This is a genomic window from Rhizobacter sp. (genome assembly GCA_019635355.1).
Classification (GTDB): Bacteria; Pseudomonadota; Gammaproteobacteria; order Burkholderiales; family Burkholderiaceae_C; genus Rhizobacter.
The window spans coordinates 700,186-721,368 of the sequence record JAHBZQ010000001.1 but is presented as its reverse complement, the minus strand read 5'-3'; the positions used below and the strand labels follow the sequence as shown (position 1 = coordinate 721,368).

The following is a 21,183-nucleotide window of genomic DNA, read 5'->3' as shown; positions in this document are numbered from 1 at the left end:
CCCGTCATGACAGCGCCCGATTCGCCAGACCTGCGCGAACGGCTGGCCGACATCGTCGAGACGGCGATGGACGCGATCATCACCATCGACGCCACGCAGCACATCGTGCTCTTCAACGACGCCGCCTGCCGCATGTTCCTGCGCTCGGCCCGCGATGCGCTGGGCCAGCCACTCGACCTGCTGATCCCCGCCGCCCACCGCTCGGTGCACCGGGCGAACGTGGCCCGCTACCACGAGGGGCACGACACCGCCCGGCGCATGGGCCCGGTGCGCGCCCTGAGCGGCCTGCGCAGCGACGGCACCGAGTTCCCCATCGAGGCCACCATCTCGCGCACCGGCCACGGCGCCGACATGCTGATGACGGTGATGGTGCGCGACGTGACCGCGGTGCGCGAGGCCGAGCGGGCCCGCCTGGGCCGCGCTGCCGCCGAGGCCGCCAACCGGGCGAAGAACGAATTCCTCTCTCGCATGAGCCACGAGTTGCGCACGCCGCTCAATGCCGTGCTCGGCATCACGCAGCTGCTGCGCAGCCGGCCCGGCGGCCATCTCGGCGGCAACGAAGGCATGCAGCTCGAGCTGCTGCATGGCGCCGGCCTGCAGCTGCAGGTGCTGATCGACCGGATGCTCGAATTCAGCCGGCACCCCGGCGGCGATTTCCCCCTGCCCACCGACGCAGACACCCCCTCCGACGAGCCGCCCTCGGGCACCGTGCTCTACATCGAAGACAACGCCGTCAACGCCCTGCTGGTGGTGGAGGTGCTGCGCCAGTGGCCCGAGGTGACGGTGGTGGTCGCCGAAACCGGCACCGAAGGCGTGCGGCAGGCGCGCCAGCTCGACCCGAGCCTGGTGCTGCTCGACATGCGCCTGCCCGACATGTCGGGCGACCAGGTGCTCAACGAGCTGCAGGACGACCCCGCCACCCGCGACCTCACCGTCGTCGCCCTCTCGGCGAGCGCCATGCCGCTCGACGTGGAGCTTGCGATGGCCGCCGGCGCACGCGCCTACTGGACGAAGCCGTTCGACTTCCCCTCGTTCCTCTCGAACGTGAAGGCCCTGCTAAACGAGGCCCGGCGCAAGCGCGGCGCGCCGAAGCCCGCCGTCAGCCCGCCGCTTGCTTGACCTGCCCGCCCACGGCGTAGCCGGGGTTGCCGAACTCCATCACGCCGTCGTCGATGCGGCCGAAGCGCAGCAGCAGCAGGTCGCGCACGTAGTTCTGGTAGAGCTTCCACGGCGCCTTCGAGCCCTGCTTGGGCATATGCTCGGCGGCGCGCTGCACGTAGCCTGACGTGAAATCGATCCACGGCTCGGCCTTCATCTGCGGGTCGCGGTTGCGCGGCGTGCACTGGCGGTGGCCGTGGCGCTTCATGTAGTTGAGCAGGCGGCACACGTATTCGCAGGTCAGGTCGCACTTGAGCGTCCAGGAGGCGTTGGTGTAGCCGAACGAGACCGCGAGGTTGGGCACGTCGCTGTACATCGCGGCCTTGTAGCCGAAGGTCTTGCCGCCCTCGACCTGCCGGCCGTCGACCTTCAGGTCCATGTCGTCGAGCGAGGTGAGCACGAGGCCGGTGGCACTGACGACCAGGTCGGCTTGGAGTTCGGTGCCCGACTTGAGGCGGATGCCCGTCTCGGTGAAGGTCTCGATCTCGTCGGTGACCACCGAGGCCTTGCCCACGTAGAGCATGCGGAAGAGATCGCCGTCGGGCACCAGGCACAGGCGCTGGTCCCACGGCTTGTAGCGGGGGGTGAAGTGCTTGGCGACGTCGACCTTGCTGCCGATCGCCGCCTGGATGCCGTCGACGATGTATTTCTTCACCCGCTCGGGCCGGCGCTTGCAGAGCCGGTAGAAATACATGGAGAGGGTGACGTTCTTCCAGCGGGTGAGGAAGTAGGCCCAGCTCGCCGGCATCACCTTGCGCAAGGCATTGGCGATGCGGTCTTGTGCGGGGCGCGACACCACGTAGGTCGGCGAGCGCTGCAGCATCGTCACGTGGGCGGCGGTCTTGGCCATCTCGGGCACGAGCGTCACGGCGGTGGCGCCGCTGCCGATCACCACCACGCGCTTGCCGGCGTAGTCGATGTCGCTCGTCCACTTCTGCGGGTGCACGAGTCGGCCGCCGAAGCGGTTCGCGCCGGGGAAGTCGGGCTGGTAGCCGGCCTCGTACTTGTAGTAGCCGCTGCACATGAAGAGGAAGTTGCAGGTGCAGGTGACGCGCTCGCCCGTGCTTCGCTCGACTTCCACCGTCCACCTCGCATCGCGCGTCGACCACGACGCACCCACCACCTTGTGGCCGAAGCGGATGTGCCGGTCGATGCCGTTCTCGGCCGCCGTCTCGCGGATGTATTTCAGGATCGACGGGCCGTCGGCGATGGCGCTCGCGTTCGTCCAGGGCTTGAAGCGGTAGCCCAGGGTGTACATGTCGGAATCGGAGCGGATGCCCGGGTAGCGGAAGAGGTCCCACGTGCCGCCGATGGCTTCGCGGCTTTCGAGGATCGCGTAGCTGCGGTCGGGGCACTCGGTCTGCAGGTGGTACGCCGCGCCGATGCCGGACAGGCCGGCGCCGACGATGAGCACATCGGTGTGTGGGGTGGACATGGGCTCGTCTGGAAGTGGAAGCCGTTAGCATCGCGCCGATTGCACCCGGGCTGTCTAAGGTGTTCACCTTATTTTCTACCCGACGCGGCAGGCCATCCTCTCACGGCGCCGCCGGGAGCCCCTCTCGCTTCAGGGGCCGAAGCAGATCGCAAGCACGCGAGCCCACAGCCCATGCCCGAGCGCCCAGGCCGACGCGGCCACGAGCCCTGCCCCGGCGAGGCGCACCGCCCACTGGCCGGCCACCAGGCCTGCGCCCGCACCGCCTGTGAGGCGCAGCCACAAGGCCGGCCCGGCGACAAGCCCGACAGACGAGGTGATCGCAAAGGCGGCCATTACCGCCGCCCCCGCCGCCGCATGGCCGGCGAGCGTGGCCACCACCAAGGCCGATTGCAGCAGGCCGCACGGCCAGGCCACCCACAGTGCGCCAGCACCGGCGGCACGCGCCGGCCCCTGCACCCGCTGCCAGCCCTGAGCTGCCAGCTCGGGCGGCAAGGCGCGCCCCTGCCCTTGCATCCAGCCGGGCTGGCGGCCGGTCCAGAGCAGCCAGAGGCCGAAGCCGAGCACGGCCAGGTGCAGCATCACCCAGATCGGCCGCAGCGCTGGTGCCGCCTCGCCCAGCTGGCGCAGCAGCGCCACGCTCGACGCCGCCACCGCACCGCCCGCGGCATAGCCGATGAGCCGGCCCAGGTGGAAGCCGAGCGTGGCGTGGTTGGCGTTGCCGCGGCTGCAGGCGCGGATCACGCCCGCGCTCGTGCCGCCGCACATGGCCAGACAATGCGGCACACCGGCCAGGCCCATCAGGGCCGCGCTGAAGATGAGCGCGAACTCCATCGTGGACGGCGACTCAGATGATGCGCGAGAACCTCTCGCGCTGGCGGTCGGCCTGCAGGTGGCGGTCGAACACCATCGCCACCGCGCGCACGAAGTACCAGCCCATGCGCGTGACCTGCAGCGCATTCGGCTCGATCTCGACCAGCCCCTGTGCCGCCAGCGCCTCCATCTGCGCCAGCTCGCTGCGGAAATACTCCCGCACGTCGATGAGGTGCGACAGCTCGATCGATTCGAACTCGAGCCGGCCCTGGCACATGAGCGCCATGATCACGGCGCGGCGCACGAGGTCGTCGCGCGTGAGCGCGAGGCCGCGCACGATCGGCAGCTGGCCTTGCGCAAGCGCGTCGTAATACTCGGGCAGGGTCTTCGCGTTCTGGCTGTAAGTGGCGCCGATGTGGCCGATGGCCGAGACACCCAGGGCCACCAGGTCGCAGTCGGGCTGCGTGCTGTAACCCTGGAAGTTGCGGTGCAGACGGCCCTGGCGCTTGGCCACGGCGAGCGCGTCGTCGGGCAGCGCGAAGTGATCCATGCCGATGTAGACGTAGCCGGCGGCGAGAAACGCCGCAATCGCGTCGCTCAGCATGCCCACCTTGTGGCCGGCGGCCGGCAGCTCTTCGATGGCGATGCGCCGCTGTGGCTTGAAGCGCTGCGGCAGGTGGGCATAGGAATAGAGCGCGATGCGGTCGGGCCGCAGCGAGTTCACCTGCGCCACGGTCTTCGCGAACGACACCGGGTTCTGCTTGGGCAGGCCGTAGATCAGGTCGACGTTGACCGACTCGAAACCGATCTCCCGGGAAGCTTCGATGAGGAAGCGCACCGATTCGAACGACTGCACGCGGTGCACTGCGCGCTGCACGTCTTCGTCGAAGTCCTGCACGCCGAAGCTCAGGCGGTTGAAGCCGAGCGTGGCCAGGTGCTGGAGCCGCTCGCGCGTCACGGTGCGCGGGTCGACCTCGATCGACATCTCGGCACCGGGGGCGATTCGGAAGTGATGGCGCAGCGCGGCGAGCAGGCGGCTCAGCTCGCCGTCGTTCAGGAAGGTGGGCGTGCCGCCGCCCAGGTGCAGCTGCGAGACGCTTTGCCCCATGCCGAGCAGGCCGGTGTGCAGCGCCATCTCCTTCTCGAGCGCGTCGAGATAGGCGGTGGAGCGGCCGTGGTCTTTGGTCACGACCTTGTTGCAGGCGCAGTAGTAGCAGACCGATTCGCAGAACGGGATGTGCACGTAAACCGACAGCGGCGCAGCCGCCGCGCCCTCGACCCGCAGGCGGGCGGCCTGGGTGTAGTCGACCTCACCGAAGGCCTCGACGAAGCGGTCGGCCGTGGGGTAGGAGGTGTAACGCGGGCCGGCCACGTCGAAGCGTTGCAGCAGCTCGGGCGTGATCTGGAACTCGGGGGCCGCGGCAGGCGCAGCAGGAGGGCACAGGATTTCGCTCATGGTGCCCATACTGTGCCAAGGCGACCAGAGCACGCCTTGATGCCGGTCAAGCGCCGCCGAGGGCCCGGGAAACAGAATTCCCGGGAGCTTGAGATACCTCATATGCCTGATACCGCCCCCACACCGACCACCGCATCGACCACCGCTTCCGCCTCCCGGCGCGCGCGCACCCCTGCACCCGCACCGACCCTGAAAGTCGCCTGCTCAAGCTGCAGCCTGCGCGAGCTGTGCCTGCCCGTCGGCCTACCGCAGACCGACATGGAGCGGCTCGACACGCTCGTCACCACCCGCCGCAGCGTGGCGCGGGGCGACATGCTCTTCCGCTCGGGCGACCCCTTCCAATGCCTCTACGCCGTGCGCACCGGTTTCTTCAAGACCTGCGTGTCGCTGGAAGACGGGCGCGACCAGGTCACCGGCTTCCAGATGGCCGGCGAGCTGCTGGGGCTGGATGGCATCGGCGGCGAGCGCCACAGCTGCAACGCGGTGGCACTGGAAGATTCGCAGCTCTGCGTGATCCCGTATTCGCAGCTCGAATCGCTGTCGCGCGAGTTCGGCGAGCTGCAGCGGCAGTTCCACAAGATCATGAGCCGCGAGATCGTGCGCGACCACGGCGTGATGCTCCTGCTCGGCTCCATGCGGGCCGAGGAGCGGCTGGCGGCCTTCCTGCTGAACCTCACGCAGCGCCTGCAGGCGCGGGGCTTCTCGGCCTCGTCGCTGGTGCTGCGCATGACGCGCGAGGAGATCGGCTCCTACCTGGGCCTCAAGCTCGAGACCGTGAGCCGCACCTTCTCGAAGTTCCACGACGACGGGCTGCTCGAAGTGAAGCAGCGCGACATCCGCATCCTCGACGCCGAAGGCTTGAAGCGGCTGGTCAACAGCGCGCGTTGCTGAGGCACCGTTCGCACCGAGTTCCCGCCGCCGCGCCGTTCGCCCTGAGCCTGTCGAAGGGCCGTGCCTTGCGCAGGGGCTTCGACAGGCTCAGCCCGAACGGGGGTGGCGGGGAACGGGGAGTGGCGGGACTAAAACGGATCCTGCCGATTCATCTCGTCCGTCGAGCGCATCAGCAGCACCGTGAGCGCCCCCGAGAGCGCCATCACGCCCCAGAAGATGAAGAAGGTGGCGGTGTAGACCGCTTGCCGCGGCCAGTCGAAGGCCGCGCCGCCGAACCATTGCAGGTTGTCGGGGTCGACCACCGCAAAGAGCAGCATCTCCAGCACGCCGGCCATCAGGAACGAGGGCCAGAGCACCTGGAGCGCGCGCTGCCGGAACGCAGGAGAAAACATCACGGTTGCGGCGTGGCCGCGTGGTTGCGTGCCTTGAGCGCCGGGCTCATCGACGCCGAGGTGTCGGCCACGGCGGCCGGCACCTGCACCACCGGGTCGACGTGCGTGATGGCGATGCGCAGCGTCACGAAGCCGGCCAGCACCACGGCCGCGGGGCCGGCAAGCACCAGCCACACCATGCCGACACGCCACCAGGGGGTGGGCTCAGGGGTTGGGGTCTTCGGGTTCATGGGGCGGTCTCCTTCCAGATCAGCATCGGGATCACGTTCAAGCCATCCTCATCGCGGCACGACGAAGGTCGATTTTTCAACCACGTCGACCGAGCCGTCGTCGCCCTTCGCCAGCCGCTCGATGCGGAAGCGCAGTGGGTGGGCCCCCGGCCCGAGGGCGCGCGTGGCCGCATGCGGCACCTGCACGCTCACCGGCCACCAGCGGGCCTCGGCGGACCCGACCTCGAACTCGGCCTTGGAGGTGATGGCAGCCCCCTCCAGGCCTTCGAGCGTCACGCGGTAGTGCTGTGTGCCCTCGGTGGCGTTCATCACCTGCAGGCGGTAGACGTTTTCGATGGCGCCGTCGTCCACCAGGCGGGCCAGCGCACCGCGGTCGCGCACCACGTCGACGCGGAACGGGCTGCGCAGCGCGAGGCTCACCACAAAGCCGATGCAGATGAGCCCGAGCACGCCGCTGTAGACGAGCACGCGCGGGCGCAGCACGCGTTTCCACGTCTGCAGCTTCGACCAGCGGTTGGCCAGGCCATTCTGCGTCGCGAAGCGGATGAGCCCGCGCTCGTAGTTCATCTTGTCCATCACCTCGTTGCAGACGTCGATGCACGAGGCGCAGCCGATGCATTGGTATTGCAGGCCGTTGCGGATGTCGATGCCGGTCGGGCAGACCTGCACGCACAGGCTGCAGTCGATGCAGTCGCCCAGCCCCTTGGACTTCGGGTCGACCTTGCGACCGCGCGAGCCGCGCGGTTCGCCACGCGCCGGGTCGTAGCTCACGATCAGGGTGTCGCGGTCGAACATCGCGCTCTGGAAGCGCGCATAGGGGCACATGTAGGTGCAGACCTGCTCGCGCAGGTAGCCGGCGTTGCCATAGGTGGCGAAACCGTAGAAGAGGACCCAGAACCATTCCCACGGCCCGAAGGCCAGCGTGAACGCTTCACCCCACAGCACCTTCACCGGCGTGAAGTAACCCACGAGGGTGAAGCCGGTCCACAGGCCGATGGCGATCCACACCGCCTGCTTGCCGGCCTTGCGCCACAGCTTGTTGAACGACCACGGTGCCTCGTCGAGCCGCATGCGGGCAATGCGGTCGCCTTCGAAGCGGCGCTCCACCCACAGGAAGATCTCGGTGTAGACGGTCTGTGGGCAGGTGAAGCCGCACCACAGACGGCCGGCCACCGCGGTGAAGAGGAAGAGCAGATAGGCGCTGATGATGAGCAGCGCCGCGAGGTAGACCAGATCCTGCGGGTGCAGCACCAGGCCGAAGATGTAGAAGCGCCGCGAGGCCAGGTCGAAGAGCACCGCCTGGCGGTCGTTCCACTGCAGCCACGGCAGACCGTAGAACACGATCTGCGTGAGCCACACCATCGCCCAGCGCCAGTTGGAAAAATAGCCGGTGACCGAGCGCGGGTAGATCTTCTTCTGCTTCTCGAAGAGCCAGCCGCCCTCGCCTTCGACCTCACTCGCCGCTTCGGCGGCGACGATCGGGATCACGCGGGGCTTGGTACTGCTCATAAGGTGAGGGTTGCGCTTCGCTGGGGTCAGGGGTCAGGGCCCGGTGGGGGCTCCGCGGGAGAGGCTCCACACATAGGCGCCGAGCACGTGGATCTGCTCGGGCGTCAGGCGCGAGGCGTGCGCCGGCATGACGTTGGTCTTGCCGTTGTTGACCATCGCGACGATCGCCTCTTCGCCCCAGCCGTGCAGCCACACCTTGTCGGTGAGGTTGGGCGCGCCGAGCGCCGGGGTGCCCTTGCCACCCGGGCCGTGGCAGGCCGCGCAGGCGACGAACTTCTCGCGCCCGGCCGCCGCCTGGATGGCGTTGTGCGGGCTGCCCGAGAGGCTCAGCACGTAGTTGGCGACGTTGACCACGTCTTGCGCCGAGCCCACGGCCGCGGCCATCGGGGGCATGACGCCCTGGCGGCCGTTGGCGATGGTTTCCTTGATGGTCTCGAGCGAGCCACCGTAGAGCCAGTCGCTGTCGGTCAGGTTGGGGAAGCCCTTGCTGCCGCGCGCGTCGGAGCCGTGGCAGGCGGCGCAGTTGTTGACGAAGAGGCGCTCGCCGATGCCCATCGCGCCGGCATCCTTGGCCAGCACTTCGGCGGGCTGCGAGGCGTAGCGCGCATAGACGGCTGCCATCGCGGTGGCGGCCTTCTTCTGCTCGGCTTCGTACTGGCCGGTGCTCGTCCAGTTGAGCGTGCCAGCGCTGCTGCCGAGGCCGGGGTAGAGGAAGACGTAGGCACCGCCGCACACCACCGTCAGCACGAACAGCACCATCCACCAGCGTGGCAGCGGGTTGTTGAGTTCGACGAGGTCGACGTCCCACACGTGGCCGGTGGTGTTGTCGTTGGCCATCGGCTTGCGGCGCGAGGCGATGATGAGCAGCGCCAGGCAGGCGATGAGCGACACCACCGTGGTGACGGCGATGAAGGTCGACCAACCGCTGTTGAAGAAGTCACTCACGGCGGGCTCCTTCATCGTCGGCGGTCATGAGCGGGATGCGGGCCGCTTCGTCGAAGCGGTCGCGGTTGCGCTTGGCCCAGGCCCAGGTGCAGATGCCGGCAAAGGTGGCGAGCGAGACCAGGGTCACGAGGGATCGGAGGTCGTTGAGGTCCATGTCGTTCTTCCTGTCCGTTCTTACTTGAGCGCGGTGCCCATCACCTGCAGGTAGGCGATCAGCGCGTCGAGCTCGGTCTTGTTCTTCACCGCTTCGGTGGCGCCGGCGATGTCGGCGTCGGTGTAGGGCACGCCGGCCACACGCAGGGCCTTGAGGTGGTTGGGCAGCGATTGGCCGTCGACCAGGTTCTTGTTGAGCCACGGGTAGGCCGGCATGTTCGACTCGGGCACCAGGTCGCGCGGGTTGATCAGGTGCAGGCGGTGCCAGTCGTCGCTGTACTTGCCGCCCACTCGGTGCAGGTCGGGGCCGGTGCGCTTGCTGCCCCACTGGAACGGGTGGTCGTAGACGAACTCGCCCGCGGTGGAGTACTTGCCGTAGCGCAGCGTCTCGGCACGGAAGGGCCGGATCATCTGCGAGTGGCAGTTGTAGCAACCCTCGCGCACGTAGACGTCACGCCCGGCGAGTTGCAGCGCGGTGTAGGGCTTGAGCCCTTCCACCGGCTGCGTGGTCGAGCGCTGGAAGAACAGAGGCACGATCTCCACGATGCCGCCCACCGCCACCACGAGCAGGATGAGCACGATCATCAGGAAGTTGTTGGTCTCGATCTTCTGGTGACTGAAAGCGGATTCTTTGTGTTGCTGAGCCATGATGGTTCTCGATCCTTCGAATCAGGCGTGGGCGGCGGCGGCCACCGGGGGCACGGCCACCGGCACGGCGCGGCCGTTCATCGCGGTCTTCACGACGTTCCAGCCCATGATCAGCATGCCGCTCAGGTAGAGCAGGCCACCGAGCAGGCGCACGACGTAGAACGGGAAGGTCGCCTTCACGCTCTCGACGAAGCTGTACACGAGCGTGCCGTCGGGGTTGACCGCGCGCCACATCAGGCCTTGCATCACACCGGCGATCCACATCGCGGCGATGTAGAGCACGATGCCGATCGTGGCGATCCAGAAGTGCAGCTCGATGGCCTTGGTGCTGTACATCTTGGTCTGGCCGAACATGCGCGGCACCAGGTAGTACAGCGTGCCCATCGAGATCAGGCCCACCCAGCCGAGCGCGCCGCTGTGCACGTGGCCGACCGTCCAGTCGGTGTAGTGGCTGAGCGCGTTGACGGTCTTGATCGACATCATCGGGCCCTCGAAGGTGCTCATGCCGTAGAACGACAGCGACACGATCAGGAACTTGAGGATGGGGTCGTCACGCAGCTTGTGCCACGCACCCGAGAGGGTCATGATCCCGTTGATCATGCCGCCCCAGCTCGGCGCGAGCAGCACCAGCGAGAAGATCATGCCGAGGCTCTGCGCCCAGTCGGGCAGCGCGGTGTAGTGCAGGTGGTGCGGGCCCGCCCACATGTAGGTGAAGATCAGCGCCCAGAAGTGCACGATCGACAGGCGATACGAATACACCGGCCGCTCGGCCTGCTTGGGGATGAAGTAATACATCATCCCGAGGAAGCCAGCGGTGAGGAAGAAGCCCACGGCGTTGTGGCCGTACCACCACTGCACCATCGCGTCTTGCACGCCGGCGTAGGCCGAGTAGCTCTTCATCCAGCCGCCGGGAATGGCCGCGCTGTTGACGATGTGCAGCAGGGCCACCGCGAGGATGAAGCCGCCGAAGAACCAGTTGGCCACGTAGATGTGGCGGATCTTGCGGATGCCGATGGTGCCGAAGAACACGATCGCATACGACACCCACACGACGGCGATCAGGATGTCGATCGGCCACTCGAGTTCGGCGTATTCCTTGCCCTGGGTGTAGCCCATCGGCAGCGAGATGGCGGCCGCCACGATCACGAGTTGCCAAGCCCAGAAGGTGAAGGCCGCCAGCTTGGGCAGGAAGAGCGGCACCTGGCAGGTGCGCTGGACCACGTAATACGAACTCGCGAAGAGCGCGCAGCCACCGAAGGCGAAGATCACCGCGTTGGTGTGCAGCGGGCGCAGCCGGCCGTAGCTCAGCCAGGAGATGCCGAAGTTGAGTTCGGGCCAGGTCAGCTGCGCGGCGATGATCACGCCGACCAGCATGCCGACGATGCCCCACAGCACGGCAGCGAGCGCGAAATTGCGCACCACACCGTCGCTGTAGACCGGCGTTGCAAGGGCCGGAGAGCTTGTGTTCATGGGTCGTTCCTTGAGGGTTTCTTGAACTGGTTCAATTGTCAGAAGCCCCTTCGGGAAGACCCTTGACCGGGATCAAGCCCCTGGTGGGGCGGGCTCGGGAGAAGGTGCCGATGTGAGCTCGGCCTCGCCGTCGAGCACGCGCAGGCCTTCGCGTTCGAGGTCGTCGAACTGGCCCGACTGCACGGCCCAGCCGAAGAGGCCGATCAGCGCCAGCACGAGCAAGACCGATAGCGGCAGTAGGAGATAGAGGCTTTCCATTCGGGGCTTCCTTCTTCAGCGTGAAAGCCGCAGAGCGTTGAGCACGACGAAGAGCGAACTGGCCGCCATGCCCAGGCCGGCGGCCCACGGCGGCAGGTAGCCGGCGAGCGCAAGCGGCACGCAGGCGGCGTTGTAGGCAAGCGCCCAGCCGAGGTTCTGGCGCATCACGCGCACGGTCTTGCGGGCGCGGTCGAGTGCGGCCGGGATCTCACCGAGGCGGCTGCCGAGCACGATGAAATCGGAGCGCTGCTGCGCGAGTGCGCTGCCATGGGCGAGGGCGAACGACACGTCGGCACGGGCGAGCACCGGGCCGTCGTTGAGGCCGTCGCCCACCATCAGCACGCGGTGGCCCTGCCCTTGCAGCGACTCGATGGCGCGCAGCTTGTCTTCCGGTGTCGCCTGGCTCTGCGTCTGCGCGATGCCCAGGCGGTGGGCCACGGCCTGCACGCTGCCTTCGGCGTCACCCGAGAGGAGCCGCACCTGCAGCCCGTGGGCCACGAGGCCTTGCAGCGCTTCGTGTGCATCGGTGCGCAGCGCTTCGTCGAATTCGAACAGCACCTGCTCGTCGGCCGTGGCGTCTTGCGGCGCGCAGGCGACGCGCGGGCGCGTGGCCTCGGTGGGCACGCTGAGCCCCACCCAGCCGGGCGCGCCGAGGCGCCAAAGGCGGCCCTGCTCGTCACGCGCCTCGATGCCCTGCCCTGCGGCTTCGTGCACCTCGCTCCAGGCCGGCGCCGCAGCGGGCAAGGCCTGCACGAGTGCCACCGACAAGGGGTGGCGCGACAGCGCGGCGAGCGACGCGGCCCGGGCCAGCAGCGCGGCACGGTCAGCCTGCGGCGACACATGTGTGACGGCGAGCACCAGACGGTCTTGCGTCAGCGTGCCGGTCTTGTCGAAGACAGCGGTGTCGACAGCGCCAAGCGCTTCGATGGCGTCGAGCCGCTGCACCAGCACACCACGGCGTGCGAGCCCGCCGGTCGCAGCCAGCAGTGCGGCCGGCGCCGCCAGCGAGAGCGCACACGGGCAGGTGACGATGAGCACGGCCACGGCCACCCACACGGCGCGCGTCGGGTCGATCACGCTCCACACGGCCGCCGCCCCCGCTGCCAGCACGAGCACGCCGAGCAGGAACGGGCCGGCCCAGCGGTCGGCCAGGCGCATCACACCGGGGCGCTGCGTGAGCGCGTGTTGGAGCAGTTCCACGATCTGCTGGTAGCGCGTGCCTTCGCCGAGTTTCTGCAGGCGCACGGTCACGGGCGCCGCGAGGTTGAGGCTACCGCCCACCACCGCATCGCCCACCGCACGCTCCACCGGGCGCGATTCGCCGGTGAGCATGGCTTCGTCGACCTGCGTGCTGCCGTCGAGCACCAGCGCATCGCCGGGGAAGGCCTGGCCGGCGGCCACGCGCACGCGGTCGCCGACCTGCAGGCGCGCGACCGGCACGGTCTCGGCCGTGCCGTCGTCGCCCAGCCGCTCCACCGCGTCGGGCAGGCGCTGCAGGAGTGCATCGAGCGCTTCGGTGCTGCGGTGCCGGGCGCGCAGCTCCAGCCAGCGACCGGCAAGCAGGAAGCTCACGAACATGGTCATCGAATCGAGGTACGGGTCGGCGCCGAAGAGGCCACCCGGCTCGAAGGTCGCCACCGTGCCGGCGACGAAGGTGACGGCGATGCCGAGCGCCACCGGCACGTCCATCCCCACGCGCTTTTGCCGCAGCGCCTGCCACGCGCCCTTGAAGAAGGGGCCGGCCGAGAAGAGCAGCACCGGCAGGGTCAGCACCCACGCGGCCCAGCTCATCAGCGCCGCGAGGTCGGGGGCGATCTCACCGGGCGCGGCCAGGTAGCCGGGCGTGGTGAGCATCATCACCTGCATCATGCAGAAGCCCGCGACGAAGAGCCGCCACAAGGCCTGGCGCGACTCGCGCTGGCGTGCCGTGCGGGCCGCTTCATGCTCGGCCGGCAGCGCGCGGTAGCCGGCGGCCTGCACCGCGTCGACCAGGGCCGAGGCGCGGGTGCGCGAGGCGTCCCAGCGCACCAGGGCGCGCTCGCTCGCGGCGTTGACTTCAGCGCTCTCGACACCGGGCACGCGCCGGAGCGCGGCTTCGATCACGCCGGCACAGGCGGCGCAATACATGCCCTGCAGGGCGAAGACGGATTCGGCCTCACGCCGCCCGTCGGCCGCCTGGCGCCAGCGTGTGCAGCGCGCGAGCGACGCGTCGTCGTCGAGCGCCGCCTTCTCGCGCGGCGTCAAGGGAGGCAGGGGCAGGGCCAAGCCGGCCTGGGGAGAGGTCATGCGCCGACTCTAGAAAGCACCGCCCGCGCGACGCATGACGCAGATCAATTCCGCGGCCTCGGGCCAGCCCCAAGATCGCCGGACATGGATTTCTCACACTCCCCCGCCAACCTGGGCTTGCAGGGTCGCGTGCGCGACATCATGGAGCGGCTGGTGCTGCCCTCCAACCGCGACTGGCACCGCTGGGCCGACGCCGGCGAATACCCCCTGGACGTGATCGAGCCGCTCAAGGCCTGCGCGAAAGCCGAAGGCCTGTGGAACCTCTTCCTGCCCGGCCTGAAGTCCGACGAGCCCGGCACCCGCCTGTCGAACACCGAATACGCGCCGCTGGCCGAGATCATGGGCCGGGTGCCCTGGGCCTCGGAGGTGTTCAACTGCAGCGCGCCCGACACCGGCAACATCGAGCTGCTGCACCTCTACGCCACGCCCGCGCAGCGCGAGCGGTGGCTGCGCCCGTTGCTGGAAGGCACGATGCGCTCGTGCTACGCCATGTCGGAGCCCGACGTGGCCTCGTCCGACCCGACCAACCTCGAGACGAGCATCGTGCGTGACGGCGACGAGCTCGTCATCAACGGCCGCAAGTGGTTCATCACCGGCGCGCTGCATCCGCTGTGCGAGCTGGTGGTGCTGATGGGCGTGTCCGACGGTTCGCCGGATGCGCCGCGCCACCGTCGGCATTCCCTCGTGCTGCTGCCGCTGAAGACGCCCGGCCTCGAGATCGTGCGCAACATCCCGATCCTCCAGCACCACAGCGTGGAAGGCCACGTGGAGCTGGTGTTCCGCAACGTCCGCGTACCCGCAAGCGCCCTGCTCGGCGAGCCGGGCGAGGGCTTTGCGATGGCGCAGGCACGGCTCGGCCCGGGGCGGGTGCACCACTGCATGCGCACCATCGGCCAGTGCGAGCTGGCGCTGGAGCTGATGGCCGAGCGGGCGCTCGAGCGCCAGACCTTCGGCCGCAAGCTCGCGGACTACGCCAACGTGCAGGACTGGATCGCCGAGAGCCGCGTCGAGATCGACCAGGCGCGGCTGCTGGTGATGCGCGCGGCCTGGCGCATGGACACCGAAGGCAATGCCGCCGCCCGCACCGACGTGGCCGCGATCAAGCTCGTGGCGGCGCGCCTGCAGACGCGCGTGCTCGACCGGGCGATGCAGGTGTTCGGGGCGATGGGCCTGTCGCCGGACACGCCACTCGCCTTCCTCTACACCTGGGGCCGCGCGATGCGCTTCCTCGACGGGCCCGACGAGGTGCACCTGCGCACCGTGGCGCGCGCGGAGCTGGAGGCCGCCCGCAAACGACGAGGGGCTGGAACGGCCCATTTCGTGCCGCCAGCCCCTTTGGAAACCCCGCTCACGCGGGGTTAGACACTCACCGGATCAGTCGCGGTCCAGCGTGCCGTTGGCGTCGCGGTCGACGCCGATGCGCGTGCCGTTGCCCGGGGGCACGCAGGTGAAGGTCAGCGGGGCCGAAGCAGCGCTGGCCTGGCTCAGCAGGCCGCTGAGCGTGACAGCCGACTCAGACGACTTGTTGGGCACGAACTGCTGGCTGGCGTTCATGACCCAACCACGCGCCTGGCCCGAGATCACGCCCTTGGCGACCAGCTCGCACTCGGGCACCGGGCTCGTGATCTGCGCGCGCGACACGAGCAGGTTCAGACGAGCGCTCACGTCGGACTGGTTGGCGTTGGCCGGCGTCACGGTGACCTGCTGGCCGACGATCGGGTTGACGTCGGACGGCGCGGCCAGCACGTATTGCTCGAGCTGCTGCTTCTGCGTGGTCGAGAGGGCGTTGAACACGTCTTCCGAGAAGAACTGAACGAGCGTCCCGAACTTGCCGGCGTTGTTGTAGCCGAAGCCCTTGATCTGGTCGCCCACGTTCGCGAACAACGAGCGGCTCGAGTTCGTGCCGAACATGCCCACCTTCTGGTACATGTTGCGGATGTGCGGGATCTTGAAGTCCTGGTCGAGCTGAGCACCTTCTATCGACATGGTGCCGTCGGAGCCGAAGAGCTTGCGCGACGGATCGACCGTGTGGCAGCCGTTGCAGGTGGTGATGGTGTCGGACGTGGTGTTGAAGTACACGTTGCGTCCGGCCGCCTGCACCGTGGTGAGTGAGTTGTCGAGGTTGGTGATCGGGTTGGGCGGGTAGATGATCTCCAGCGCGAAGTCGGCAAAGGCCTTCATCTCGGCTGCGGTGAGCTGAGACTCGCGACCCAGCAGGCCGGTGAAGGCCACGTTGAAGTCTTCGAACGCCTGGTGCTCGATCGTTTCACCCGAGCTGCGGCTCTGGCCCGTGCGGTCGCCGCGCCAGTGCAGCGGGCCGTGGTTGGCCATGCCCCGGAAGCTCTGCGTCGTCATCGGCCCCTTCATCGGGTGGAAGTTCGCCTTGCGGCCGAAACGCGGCACGTTGGTGTTGTACGGGTTCGGGCTCGCCACCTGGCTTTCGCTCGGGTTGCCGAGGTCCCATGCGATGTGGTCGATGTCGCCGAAGATGTGGCAACCCGAGCACGACGAATCACCACGGCTGGAGGTGTAGTTCGCGTCGTACAGGAACTTGCGCCCTGCCTTCACGACCGCCGGCTCCGGGTTGTACATCGTGACGTGGGCGGTCTCGGAGAAGGTCGAGGTGTTGACCACCGACACACCGTTGTCGCCGCGGGTGGTGACGTAGGCGACGTTGCGCGACGGGTCGAGCACCACGCCGGTGGGCAGGCCGCCGGTCAGGGTCACGTGGCTGCTGGCCGAAGGCGTGAAGGTGTTGCCTTCGAGCGCCGAGGTGCTGAAGCGGCCGAGCTTGTTGGAGCCCATCGCGGCCACGTACATGGTCGAGCCGTCGGGCGTGATCGCCATTTCGAGCGGGGTGGCGAGCGAGGCGGCCTTCTCGGCTGCCGTGCCCACGGCCTGGTCGTAGCTCGTGATGTGCTTGTTGAGATGGCGCGGCAGCACGTTGCTGCCGTCGATCACGGTGATGCGGCTTTCCACGAAATGGCCGCGCACGGTGGTCGAGCGGGTGCCCGGGCCTTCGAAGCGCACCCGGTTGCGGGCTTCCTGGTTGCTCACGTACACCTTACCCGACGACGGGTTCACGGCCACGTTGAACAGCGTCGTGCCCACACCCGTCGTGCGCGCCGTCACCGTGGGCGTGGAGCCCGAGGTGTCGATCGTGAACACGTCGTAGTCCGGCAGGTTGATCTTCACGCGGCTGCTGTGGTCGCGCGGTGCCACGCCACGCGTGGGGTCTCCATCGTCCATCCAGCGACCGTTGGCGTCCTTCTGCACGATCAGCGGGTTGCGCGGTGCGGCGTTGCCGGCGGCGTCGGTCGTGGGCGACGGCAGCGTGAGGCCGCCGTTGCCCAGGTCTTCGTTCAGCACGGTGGTCTTGTTGCCCGAGTTGAACACCGCGGCATAGACACGGGTGCCGGCGGCGTTCTTCGCCAGGCCACGCAGCGTGTCGCCGAACATGTTCAGGCGGGTCAGCGGCTGGCCGCCGAGGCGCGTGCCGACGTTGGCCACGTCGTACACCCACACGTCGGCACGGCCGACGCCCGGGGTGGCGAGCTGCGGGTCGAAGCCGGCGTTCTGGCCACGGTGCGCCGCGGTGATGAAGGCCCACTTGTTGCCAGCACCTGCGAAGACGATGTCACGCGGCTCGTCGCCCACCAGCAGCGTGTTGATCACGCGGGCCGGGGTCGTGGAGACGTCGACGATGCTCACGCTGTCGGACAGGTGGTTCACCACCCACAGCTGGTTGTCGTTGGCGAGCGCCACCGACACCGGCTCCAGGCCGACCGGGATCGACTCGGTCAGCGCCGGGGTGCCCGAGGAGGTGTTGTAGACCTCGACGCGGTTGTCAGGCGTGTTGACGACGAAGAGGCGGCTGCCGGTGCTGTTCAGTGCCATCGGGCGGACGTGGCCGCTCTCGAAGGTGGCGAACTTGCCGATGGGCGGGCGCGTGGCGCCGGTCGGCGGGTTGGTGGTGCCGCTCGTGCCGGCCAGCACGACGTTGTTGACGCGGTAGTTTTCGAGCGCGCTGTTGGCGCTGACGCGGAAGCGCAGCACCACGCTGATTTGGTTGGCCGCGGTCGACGGCAGGTTGAAGGTCACGCGGCTGGTGGTCGCGGCCTGGGTCGATTCGACCTGGGTGAACGCGCCACCATTGATCGAGACCTCGGCGATGCCGGCTTCCCCGGTGTCGAGGCCGGTCGTGCTGCGGTCGAACGCCAGGGTGATGCCGGTGTAACCCACCGTGCTGATCGGCGACGAGGTGATGGCGCCGTCGGTGCTCAGCAGCGAGGCGGTCATGGTGGCGCCCAGAGAGGACGTGCTCACCGAGCCAGCCGACGAGAAGCTCCCGAGGCCGCTTCCGAAGGATTGCTGGAACAGGGTGGTCTGGGCGTGGGCGCCGAGGGCGCACACGGTCAGACACGAGGCGGACATCACACGTCCGAATTGCCGTTTCACGGCCGACCAACTCAATTGCATGGCAGTCTCCTTTGTGGTGTTTTGCACGGGAAACGGCGATGCCACGACGCGTTTCTCCTGCTTGCCCAATGGTTGCACTGCCGTGCATTTCTAGCGATTAATGCTTCTCCTTAGACTTTTGTGCACAAGTTGGCAAGTCAGTACATGCACGATGCGAAATCAGGGGAACTTGTTGGCCACCGATATGTCGCGCAACGCGGCAAATCGCATGACTCATGCGTCGGACATATCAATCGGTCCCTGGGCCGCAGGAAGGGTCATTCGGCGGGAGCCCGAGGCCCCCGCCGCGATGAAGCGCCAACAAAGTCACACCCGACCGCTGCCGTGTCGGCGTCTGCGCAACAAGGCCGGCACCGGCGCTCAGGGTGTACCCGCATCCATGCTCTTAGGGATACGTGCCGCATTTTTTTGAATCAACAATACGCGCTGCGATGCGCCCCTCGCGGGCGTGACGACCTCGATTCATTCACCTGACAGAGGCACCCGATGAGCCAAGTGTTGTCCGGCATGGCATCTCCACGTGGCGCTTCTGTGGTGCCACAAGACCACGCAAACGTGCTCGCAGCCGAAGAAGCGGTCCGCCAGATGTCCAAACTCCTGATCGTTGATGACCACGCCCTCGTGCGCGTGGGCATCGTGACCAGCCTCAGCGCGGTCGACAACGCCAACCTGCAGCTCCTCGAAGCCAGCACGCTGCACGATGCGATGGAGCTCTACCGCAGCGAGCCCGACATCGCCCTCGTGCTGCTCGACCTCAACATGCCCGACTGCAAGGGGCTGCAGGGCCTGAAGCAGTTCCTCGAAGCCTTCCCGCAGGCGCGCGTGGCCGTGATCAGCGGCACGCAAGACGAATTCGTGATCGGCCAGGTGCGCGCGCTCGGCGCGGTGGGTTACGTCACCAAGGGCCAGGCGCCGCGCCAGATGTGCGACACGGTGCTGGGCCTCTTGGCCACCGCGCAGGGCGGCGTCACGGCGTCCTTCCCGCGCTTCCCGAGCTCGTCGCGCTACGACCGCGTGGCTGAGCTGGGGCCGCGCCACCTCGAGATCCTCGAGCTGGTGCTCTCGGGCTGCTCCAACCAGGAGATCAGCACCGCCACCGGGCTGTCGCTGGGCACCATCAAGAACTACGTGTCGACCATCCTGCTGGCGCTCGACGTGAAGTCGCGCTCCCACCTGATCAGCCTGTTCAGGTAAGCAGGTACGCGAAGGGTGCGTTTCCAGCTCTCGCCATCCGCCAACACCGGCATCCCGCAAGCATCGAGCGACGAAGGGCCTGAGCGCCGCCGCGAGCGCACCCGCGCCTCGCAGCTGATGAAGCTGATGCGCCACGGCGACGTGAAAGTCGCGGTGCTCGCCGGCCTCGCCTTCGCCTGCTGGCTGTCGTTCCTGGTCTGGATGCCCCACCGCACGGGGCTGTGGGTCTGGGCCGGCTTCGTGCATGCGGTGCAGGTGGCGCACGCGGCGCTCTACTGGTCGTTCAAGCAGGCGGGCCGCACCGCCCTCACCCAGCCCTCGCGTTGGCTGCACCGCTACCAGGCGGTGGTGCTGCTGTCGGCGGTGGGATGGGGCATCGCACCGGCGCTGCTGATCGACGACCTTCGCTGGGTGCCCACCATGCCGCTCGTGCTGCTGTTGCTGGCGCTGGCCGCGGCCGGCGCGCACCAGGTGGCGGCGCAACGCTGGGCGATCTACCTCTGGCTGGTGCCGCTCCTCACGCCGCTCATCGCCTTCATGCTCTACCTCGGCACGCCGATGACGATCACCATCGCGCCGCTGGTGGCCGCGTTTCTCTTCGCCTGCATCTACCACGCGAGCGCCCGCCACCGGCTGCTGATGAAGGAGCTGCAGACCAAGCTCGACAACGACGCCCTGGTGCGCGCGCTGCGCCAGCAGGTGGTGCTGGTGGAGCAGGCCAACCGCGAGAAGAGCCGCTTCCTCGCGTCGGCCAGCCACGACCTGCGCCAGCCGATGCACGCGCTGGGCCTCTTCACCGCCACGCTGGAAAAGCGCCTACAAGGCACCGCCCTGCAGCCGCTGGTGAAGAACATGATCCGCTCGATCGACGCGCTGGAGCAGAGCTTCACCTCCATGCTCGACATCTCCAAGCTCGACGCTGGCGTGATCGAGCCCAACCTGCAGCCCTTCCCCATCCGCGATCTCTTCCGCGTGCTGCACATGCACTGCGCCGGCCAGGCCGAAGAGCTGGGCCTGGGGCTCCGCTTCAAGGCCGGCGGCAAGATCGTGATGAGCGACGCTCACCTGCTGGAGCGCGTGCTGTCGAATTTGATCCACAACGCCATCCGCTACACCCAGGAAGGCGGCATCGTGGTGGTGGCGCGCACGCGTGCCGACGCCATCAGCATCGAGGTGTGGGACACCGGCATCGGCATCCCCGAAGACGAGCTGCCCAAGGTCTTCGACGAGTTCTACCAGGTCGACAACCCCGGCCGCGACCGCTCGCGTGGCCTGGGCATGGGTCTCGCCATCGTCAAGCGCCTGGTGCTGCTGATGGGGCACCAGCTCGAGGTCTCGTCCAAGCCCGGCAAGGGCACGGTCTTCCGCATCCTCATCAAGGCGACGCCGTTCGACGAGATGGACAACATCGCGGTCGCCGCCGACACGGTGCCCTCTCCCATCGACGAGAGCCGCACACTGCTCTTGATCGACGACGAAGAAAGCATCCGCGTCGGCATGAGCGACCTGCTGCAGACCTGGGGCTACAAGGTGCTCACCGCCGCCACCATCCAGGAGGCCTGCACCGAGGTGCGGCGCCACGCCGGCGTGATCGACATCGTGATCTCCGACCTGCGCCTGGCCGACGGCGAAGACGGCATCGACGCCATCGAGCGCGTGCGCAGCGTCTACGGCGCGCCGCTGCCGGCCTTGCTCATCACCGGCGACACCTCGCCCGACGAGGTGAAACGCGTGCACAGCAGCGGCCACCAGGTGCTCTTCAAACCCGTGCGCACCAAAGAGCTGTATGCCGTGTTGCGCAGCGTCCCCTGAGTTCCACCGGGCACCCCCCTAGAACATGGACGCCGCGCCTCACCTTGGTCACTTTGA

The 21,183-nt window shown here is 68.1% G+C and carries 18 protein-coding genes; 5 read left to right on the top strand and 13 right to left on the bottom strand.

Going from position 1 to position 21,183, the window contains the following annotated elements; all coding sequences use genetic code 11:
* Nucleotides 1-6: 6 nt before the first annotated feature.
* The gene (locus KF892_03150; GenBank protein ID MBX3623985.1) at nucleotides 7-1,119 is read left to right on the top strand and encodes a response regulator; all 1,113 of its coding nucleotides are present in this window, start codon (nucleotides 7-9) and stop codon (nucleotides 1,117-1,119) included.
* On the opposite strand, the gene KF892_03145 is transcribed toward KF892_03150, so the two are convergent.
* From KF892_03145 to hemN, 3 genes are all read right to left on the bottom strand, one after another.
* Nucleotides 1,100-2,593 (bottom strand): NAD(P)/FAD-dependent oxidoreductase, encoded by a 1,494-nt coding sequence (locus tag KF892_03145; GenBank protein ID MBX3623984.1) that lies wholly within the window; start codon nucleotides 2,591-2,593, stop codon nucleotides 1,100-1,102. The two genes, KF892_03150 and KF892_03145, sit on opposite strands and share 20 nt — an antisense overlap.
* A 129-nt stretch (nucleotides 2,594-2,722) precedes the next feature.
* Entirely contained in the window at nucleotides 2,723-3,424 is a 702-nt protein-coding gene (locus KF892_03140) for a sulfite exporter TauE/SafE family protein (GenBank protein MBX3623983.1), read from the bottom strand.
* A gap of 13 nt (nucleotides 3,425-3,437) precedes the next feature.
* Nucleotides 3,438-4,859, bottom strand: coding sequence for an oxygen-independent coproporphyrinogen III oxidase (gene hemN / locus KF892_03135; GenBank protein ID MBX3623982.1), 1,422 nt, complete (start codon nucleotides 4,857-4,859; stop codon nucleotides 3,438-3,440).
* 102 nt (nucleotides 4,860-4,961) lie between these two features.
* Between hemN and fnr the strand changes: the two genes are divergently transcribed.
* Nucleotides 4,962-5,750 (top strand): fumarate/nitrate reduction transcriptional regulator Fnr, encoded by a 789-nt coding sequence (gene fnr / locus KF892_03130; GenBank protein MBX3623981.1) that lies wholly within the window; start codon nucleotides 4,962-4,964, stop codon nucleotides 5,748-5,750.
* 128 nt (nucleotides 5,751-5,878) lie between these two features.
* On the opposite strand, the gene KF892_03125 is transcribed toward fnr, so the two are convergent.
* From KF892_03125 to cadA, 9 genes are all read right to left on the bottom strand, one after another.
* Nucleotides 5,879-6,142 (bottom strand): hypothetical protein, encoded by a 264-nt coding sequence (locus tag KF892_03125; protein MBX3623980.1) that lies wholly within the window; start codon nucleotides 6,140-6,142, stop codon nucleotides 5,879-5,881.
* Nucleotides 6,142-6,372 (bottom strand): nitrogen fixation protein FixH, encoded by a 231-nt coding sequence (locus tag KF892_03120; protein MBX3623979.1) that lies wholly within the window; start codon nucleotides 6,370-6,372, stop codon nucleotides 6,142-6,144. The genes KF892_03125 and KF892_03120 overlap by 1 nt, the downstream gene beginning before the upstream one ends.
* 48 nt (nucleotides 6,373-6,420) lie before the next feature.
* Complete coding sequence (gene ccoG / locus KF892_03115) at nucleotides 6,421-7,881, bottom strand: cytochrome c oxidase accessory protein CcoG (GenBank protein ID MBX3623978.1); 1,461 nt, start codon at nucleotides 7,879-7,881, stop codon at nucleotides 6,421-6,423.
* A 33-nt stretch (nucleotides 7,882-7,914) separates the two neighbouring features.
* Nucleotides 7,915-8,826, bottom strand: a complete 912-nt coding sequence (gene ccoP / locus KF892_03110) for a cytochrome-c oxidase, cbb3-type subunit III (GenBank protein ID MBX3623977.1) — start codon at nucleotides 8,824-8,826, stop codon at nucleotides 7,915-7,917.
* On the bottom strand, nucleotides 8,819-8,980 hold the full coding sequence (locus tag KF892_03105) for a cbb3-type cytochrome c oxidase subunit 3 (protein ID MBX3623976.1): 162 nt from the start codon (nucleotides 8,978-8,980) through the stop codon (nucleotides 8,819-8,821). Before KF892_03105 ends, ccoP begins: the two co-directional genes overlap by 8 nt.
* A gap of 20 nt (nucleotides 8,981-9,000) precedes the next feature.
* Nucleotides 9,001-9,627: a cytochrome-c oxidase, cbb3-type subunit II gene (gene ccoO / locus KF892_03100; GenBank protein MBX3623975.1), complete on the bottom strand. Its 627-nt coding sequence runs from the start codon at nucleotides 9,625-9,627 to the stop codon at nucleotides 9,001-9,003.
* Between the two features lie 21 nt (nucleotides 9,628-9,648).
* Nucleotides 9,649-11,097 carry a cytochrome-c oxidase, cbb3-type subunit I gene (gene ccoN / locus KF892_03095; protein MBX3623974.1) on the bottom strand — a complete coding sequence of 483 codons (1,449 nt, stop codon included), beginning with the start codon at nucleotides 11,095-11,097 and terminating at the stop codon, nucleotides 9,649-9,651.
* A gap of 72 nt (nucleotides 11,098-11,169) precedes the next feature.
* Nucleotides 11,170-11,355 carry a cbb3-type cytochrome oxidase assembly protein CcoS gene (gene ccoS / locus KF892_03090; GenBank protein ID MBX3623973.1) on the bottom strand — a complete coding sequence of 62 codons (186 nt, stop codon included), beginning with the start codon at nucleotides 11,353-11,355 and terminating at the stop codon, nucleotides 11,170-11,172.
* A gap of 15 nt (nucleotides 11,356-11,370) precedes the next feature.
* The gene (cadA, locus tag KF892_03085) at nucleotides 11,371-13,641 is read right to left on the bottom strand and encodes a cadmium-translocating P-type ATPase (protein MBX3623972.1); all 2,271 of its coding nucleotides are present in this window, start codon (nucleotides 13,639-13,641) and stop codon (nucleotides 11,371-11,373) included.
* Nucleotides 13,642-13,725: 84 nt separating this feature from the next.
* Here cadA and KF892_03080 point away from each other — a divergent pair, with 84 nt between their 5' ends.
* Nucleotides 13,726-15,003: an acyl-CoA dehydrogenase family protein gene (locus KF892_03080; GenBank protein MBX3623971.1), complete on the top strand. Its 1,278-nt coding sequence runs from the start codon at nucleotides 13,726-13,728 to the stop codon at nucleotides 15,001-15,003.
* Nucleotides 15,004-15,015: 12 nt separating this feature from the next.
* Here the strand turns inward: KF892_03080 and KF892_03075 are convergent, their stop codons facing one another.
* The gene (locus tag KF892_03075; protein ID MBX3623970.1) at nucleotides 15,016-17,940 is read right to left on the bottom strand and encodes a YncE family protein; all 2,925 of its coding nucleotides are present in this window, start codon (nucleotides 17,938-17,940) and stop codon (nucleotides 15,016-15,018) included.
* A 765-nt stretch (nucleotides 17,941-18,705) separates the two neighbouring features.
* Between KF892_03075 and KF892_03070 the strand changes: the two genes are divergently transcribed.
* Together KF892_03070 and KF892_03065 are read left to right on the top strand one after the other, a co-directional pair.
* A complete protein-coding gene (locus tag KF892_03070; GenBank protein ID MBX3623969.1) occupies nucleotides 18,706-19,314 on the top strand; it encodes a response regulator transcription factor in 609 nt (202 codons plus the stop codon).
* A gap of 15 nt (nucleotides 19,315-19,329) precedes the next feature.
* On the top strand, nucleotides 19,330-21,126 hold the full coding sequence (locus tag KF892_03065; protein ID MBX3623968.1) for a response regulator: 1,797 nt from the start codon (nucleotides 19,330-19,332) through the stop codon (nucleotides 21,124-21,126).
* The last annotated feature ends 57 nt before the right edge of the window (nucleotides 21,127-21,183 follow it).

What these genes read in the sequence shown, in the direction of transcription:
- KF892_03150 (MBX3623985.1), top strand. Translation starts at nt 7, where the DNA reads ATGACAGCGCCCGATTCGCCAGACCTGCGCGAACGGCTGGCCGACATC.
- KF892_03145 (MBX3623984.1), bottom strand. Translation starts at nt 2,593, where the DNA reads ATGTCCACCCCACACACCGATGTGCTCATCGTCGGCGCCGGCCTGTCC.
- KF892_03140 (MBX3623983.1), bottom strand. Translation starts at nt 3,424, where the DNA reads ATGGAGTTCGCGCTCATCTTCAGCGCGGCCCTGATGGGCCTGGCCGGT.
- hemN (MBX3623982.1), bottom strand. Translation starts at nt 4,859, where the DNA reads ATGAGCGAAATCCTGTGCCCTCCTGCTGCGCCTGCCGCGGCCCCCGAG.
- fnr (MBX3623981.1), top strand. Translation starts at nt 4,962, where the DNA reads ATGCCTGATACCGCCCCCACACCGACCACCGCATCGACCACCGCTTCC.
- KF892_03125 (MBX3623980.1), bottom strand. Translation starts at nt 6,142, where the DNA reads ATGTTTTCTCCTGCGTTCCGGCAGCGCGCGCTCCAGGTGCTCTGGCCC.
- KF892_03120 (MBX3623979.1), bottom strand. Translation starts at nt 6,372, where the DNA reads ATGAACCCGAAGACCCCAACCCCTGAGCCCACCCCCTGGTGGCGTGTC.
- ccoG (MBX3623978.1), bottom strand. Translation starts at nt 7,881, where the DNA reads ATGAGCAGTACCAAGCCCCGCGTGATCCCGATCGTCGCCGCCGAAGCG.
- KF892_03105 (MBX3623976.1), bottom strand. Translation starts at nt 8,980, where the DNA reads ATGGACCTCAACGACCTCCGATCCCTCGTGACCCTGGTCTCGCTCGCC.
- ccoO (MBX3623975.1), bottom strand. Translation starts at nt 9,627, where the DNA reads ATGGCTCAGCAACACAAAGAATCCGCTTTCAGTCACCAGAAGATCGAG.
- ccoN (MBX3623974.1), bottom strand. Translation starts at nt 11,097, where the DNA reads ATGAACACAAGCTCTCCGGCCCTTGCAACGCCGGTCTACAGCGACGGT.
- ccoS (MBX3623973.1), bottom strand. Translation starts at nt 11,355, where the DNA reads ATGGAAAGCCTCTATCTCCTACTGCCGCTATCGGTCTTGCTCGTGCTG.
- cadA (MBX3623972.1), bottom strand. Translation starts at nt 13,641, where the DNA reads ATGACCTCTCCCCAGGCCGGCTTGGCCCTGCCCCTGCCTCCCTTGACG.
- KF892_03080 (MBX3623971.1), top strand. Translation starts at nt 13,726, where the DNA reads ATGGATTTCTCACACTCCCCCGCCAACCTGGGCTTGCAGGGTCGCGTG.
- KF892_03075 (MBX3623970.1), bottom strand. Translation starts at nt 17,940, where the DNA reads ATGACCGCCTCGCTGCTGAGCACCGACGGCGCCATCACCTCGTCGCCG.
- KF892_03070 (MBX3623969.1), top strand. Translation starts at nt 18,706, where the DNA reads ATGTCCAAACTCCTGATCGTTGATGACCACGCCCTCGTGCGCGTGGGC.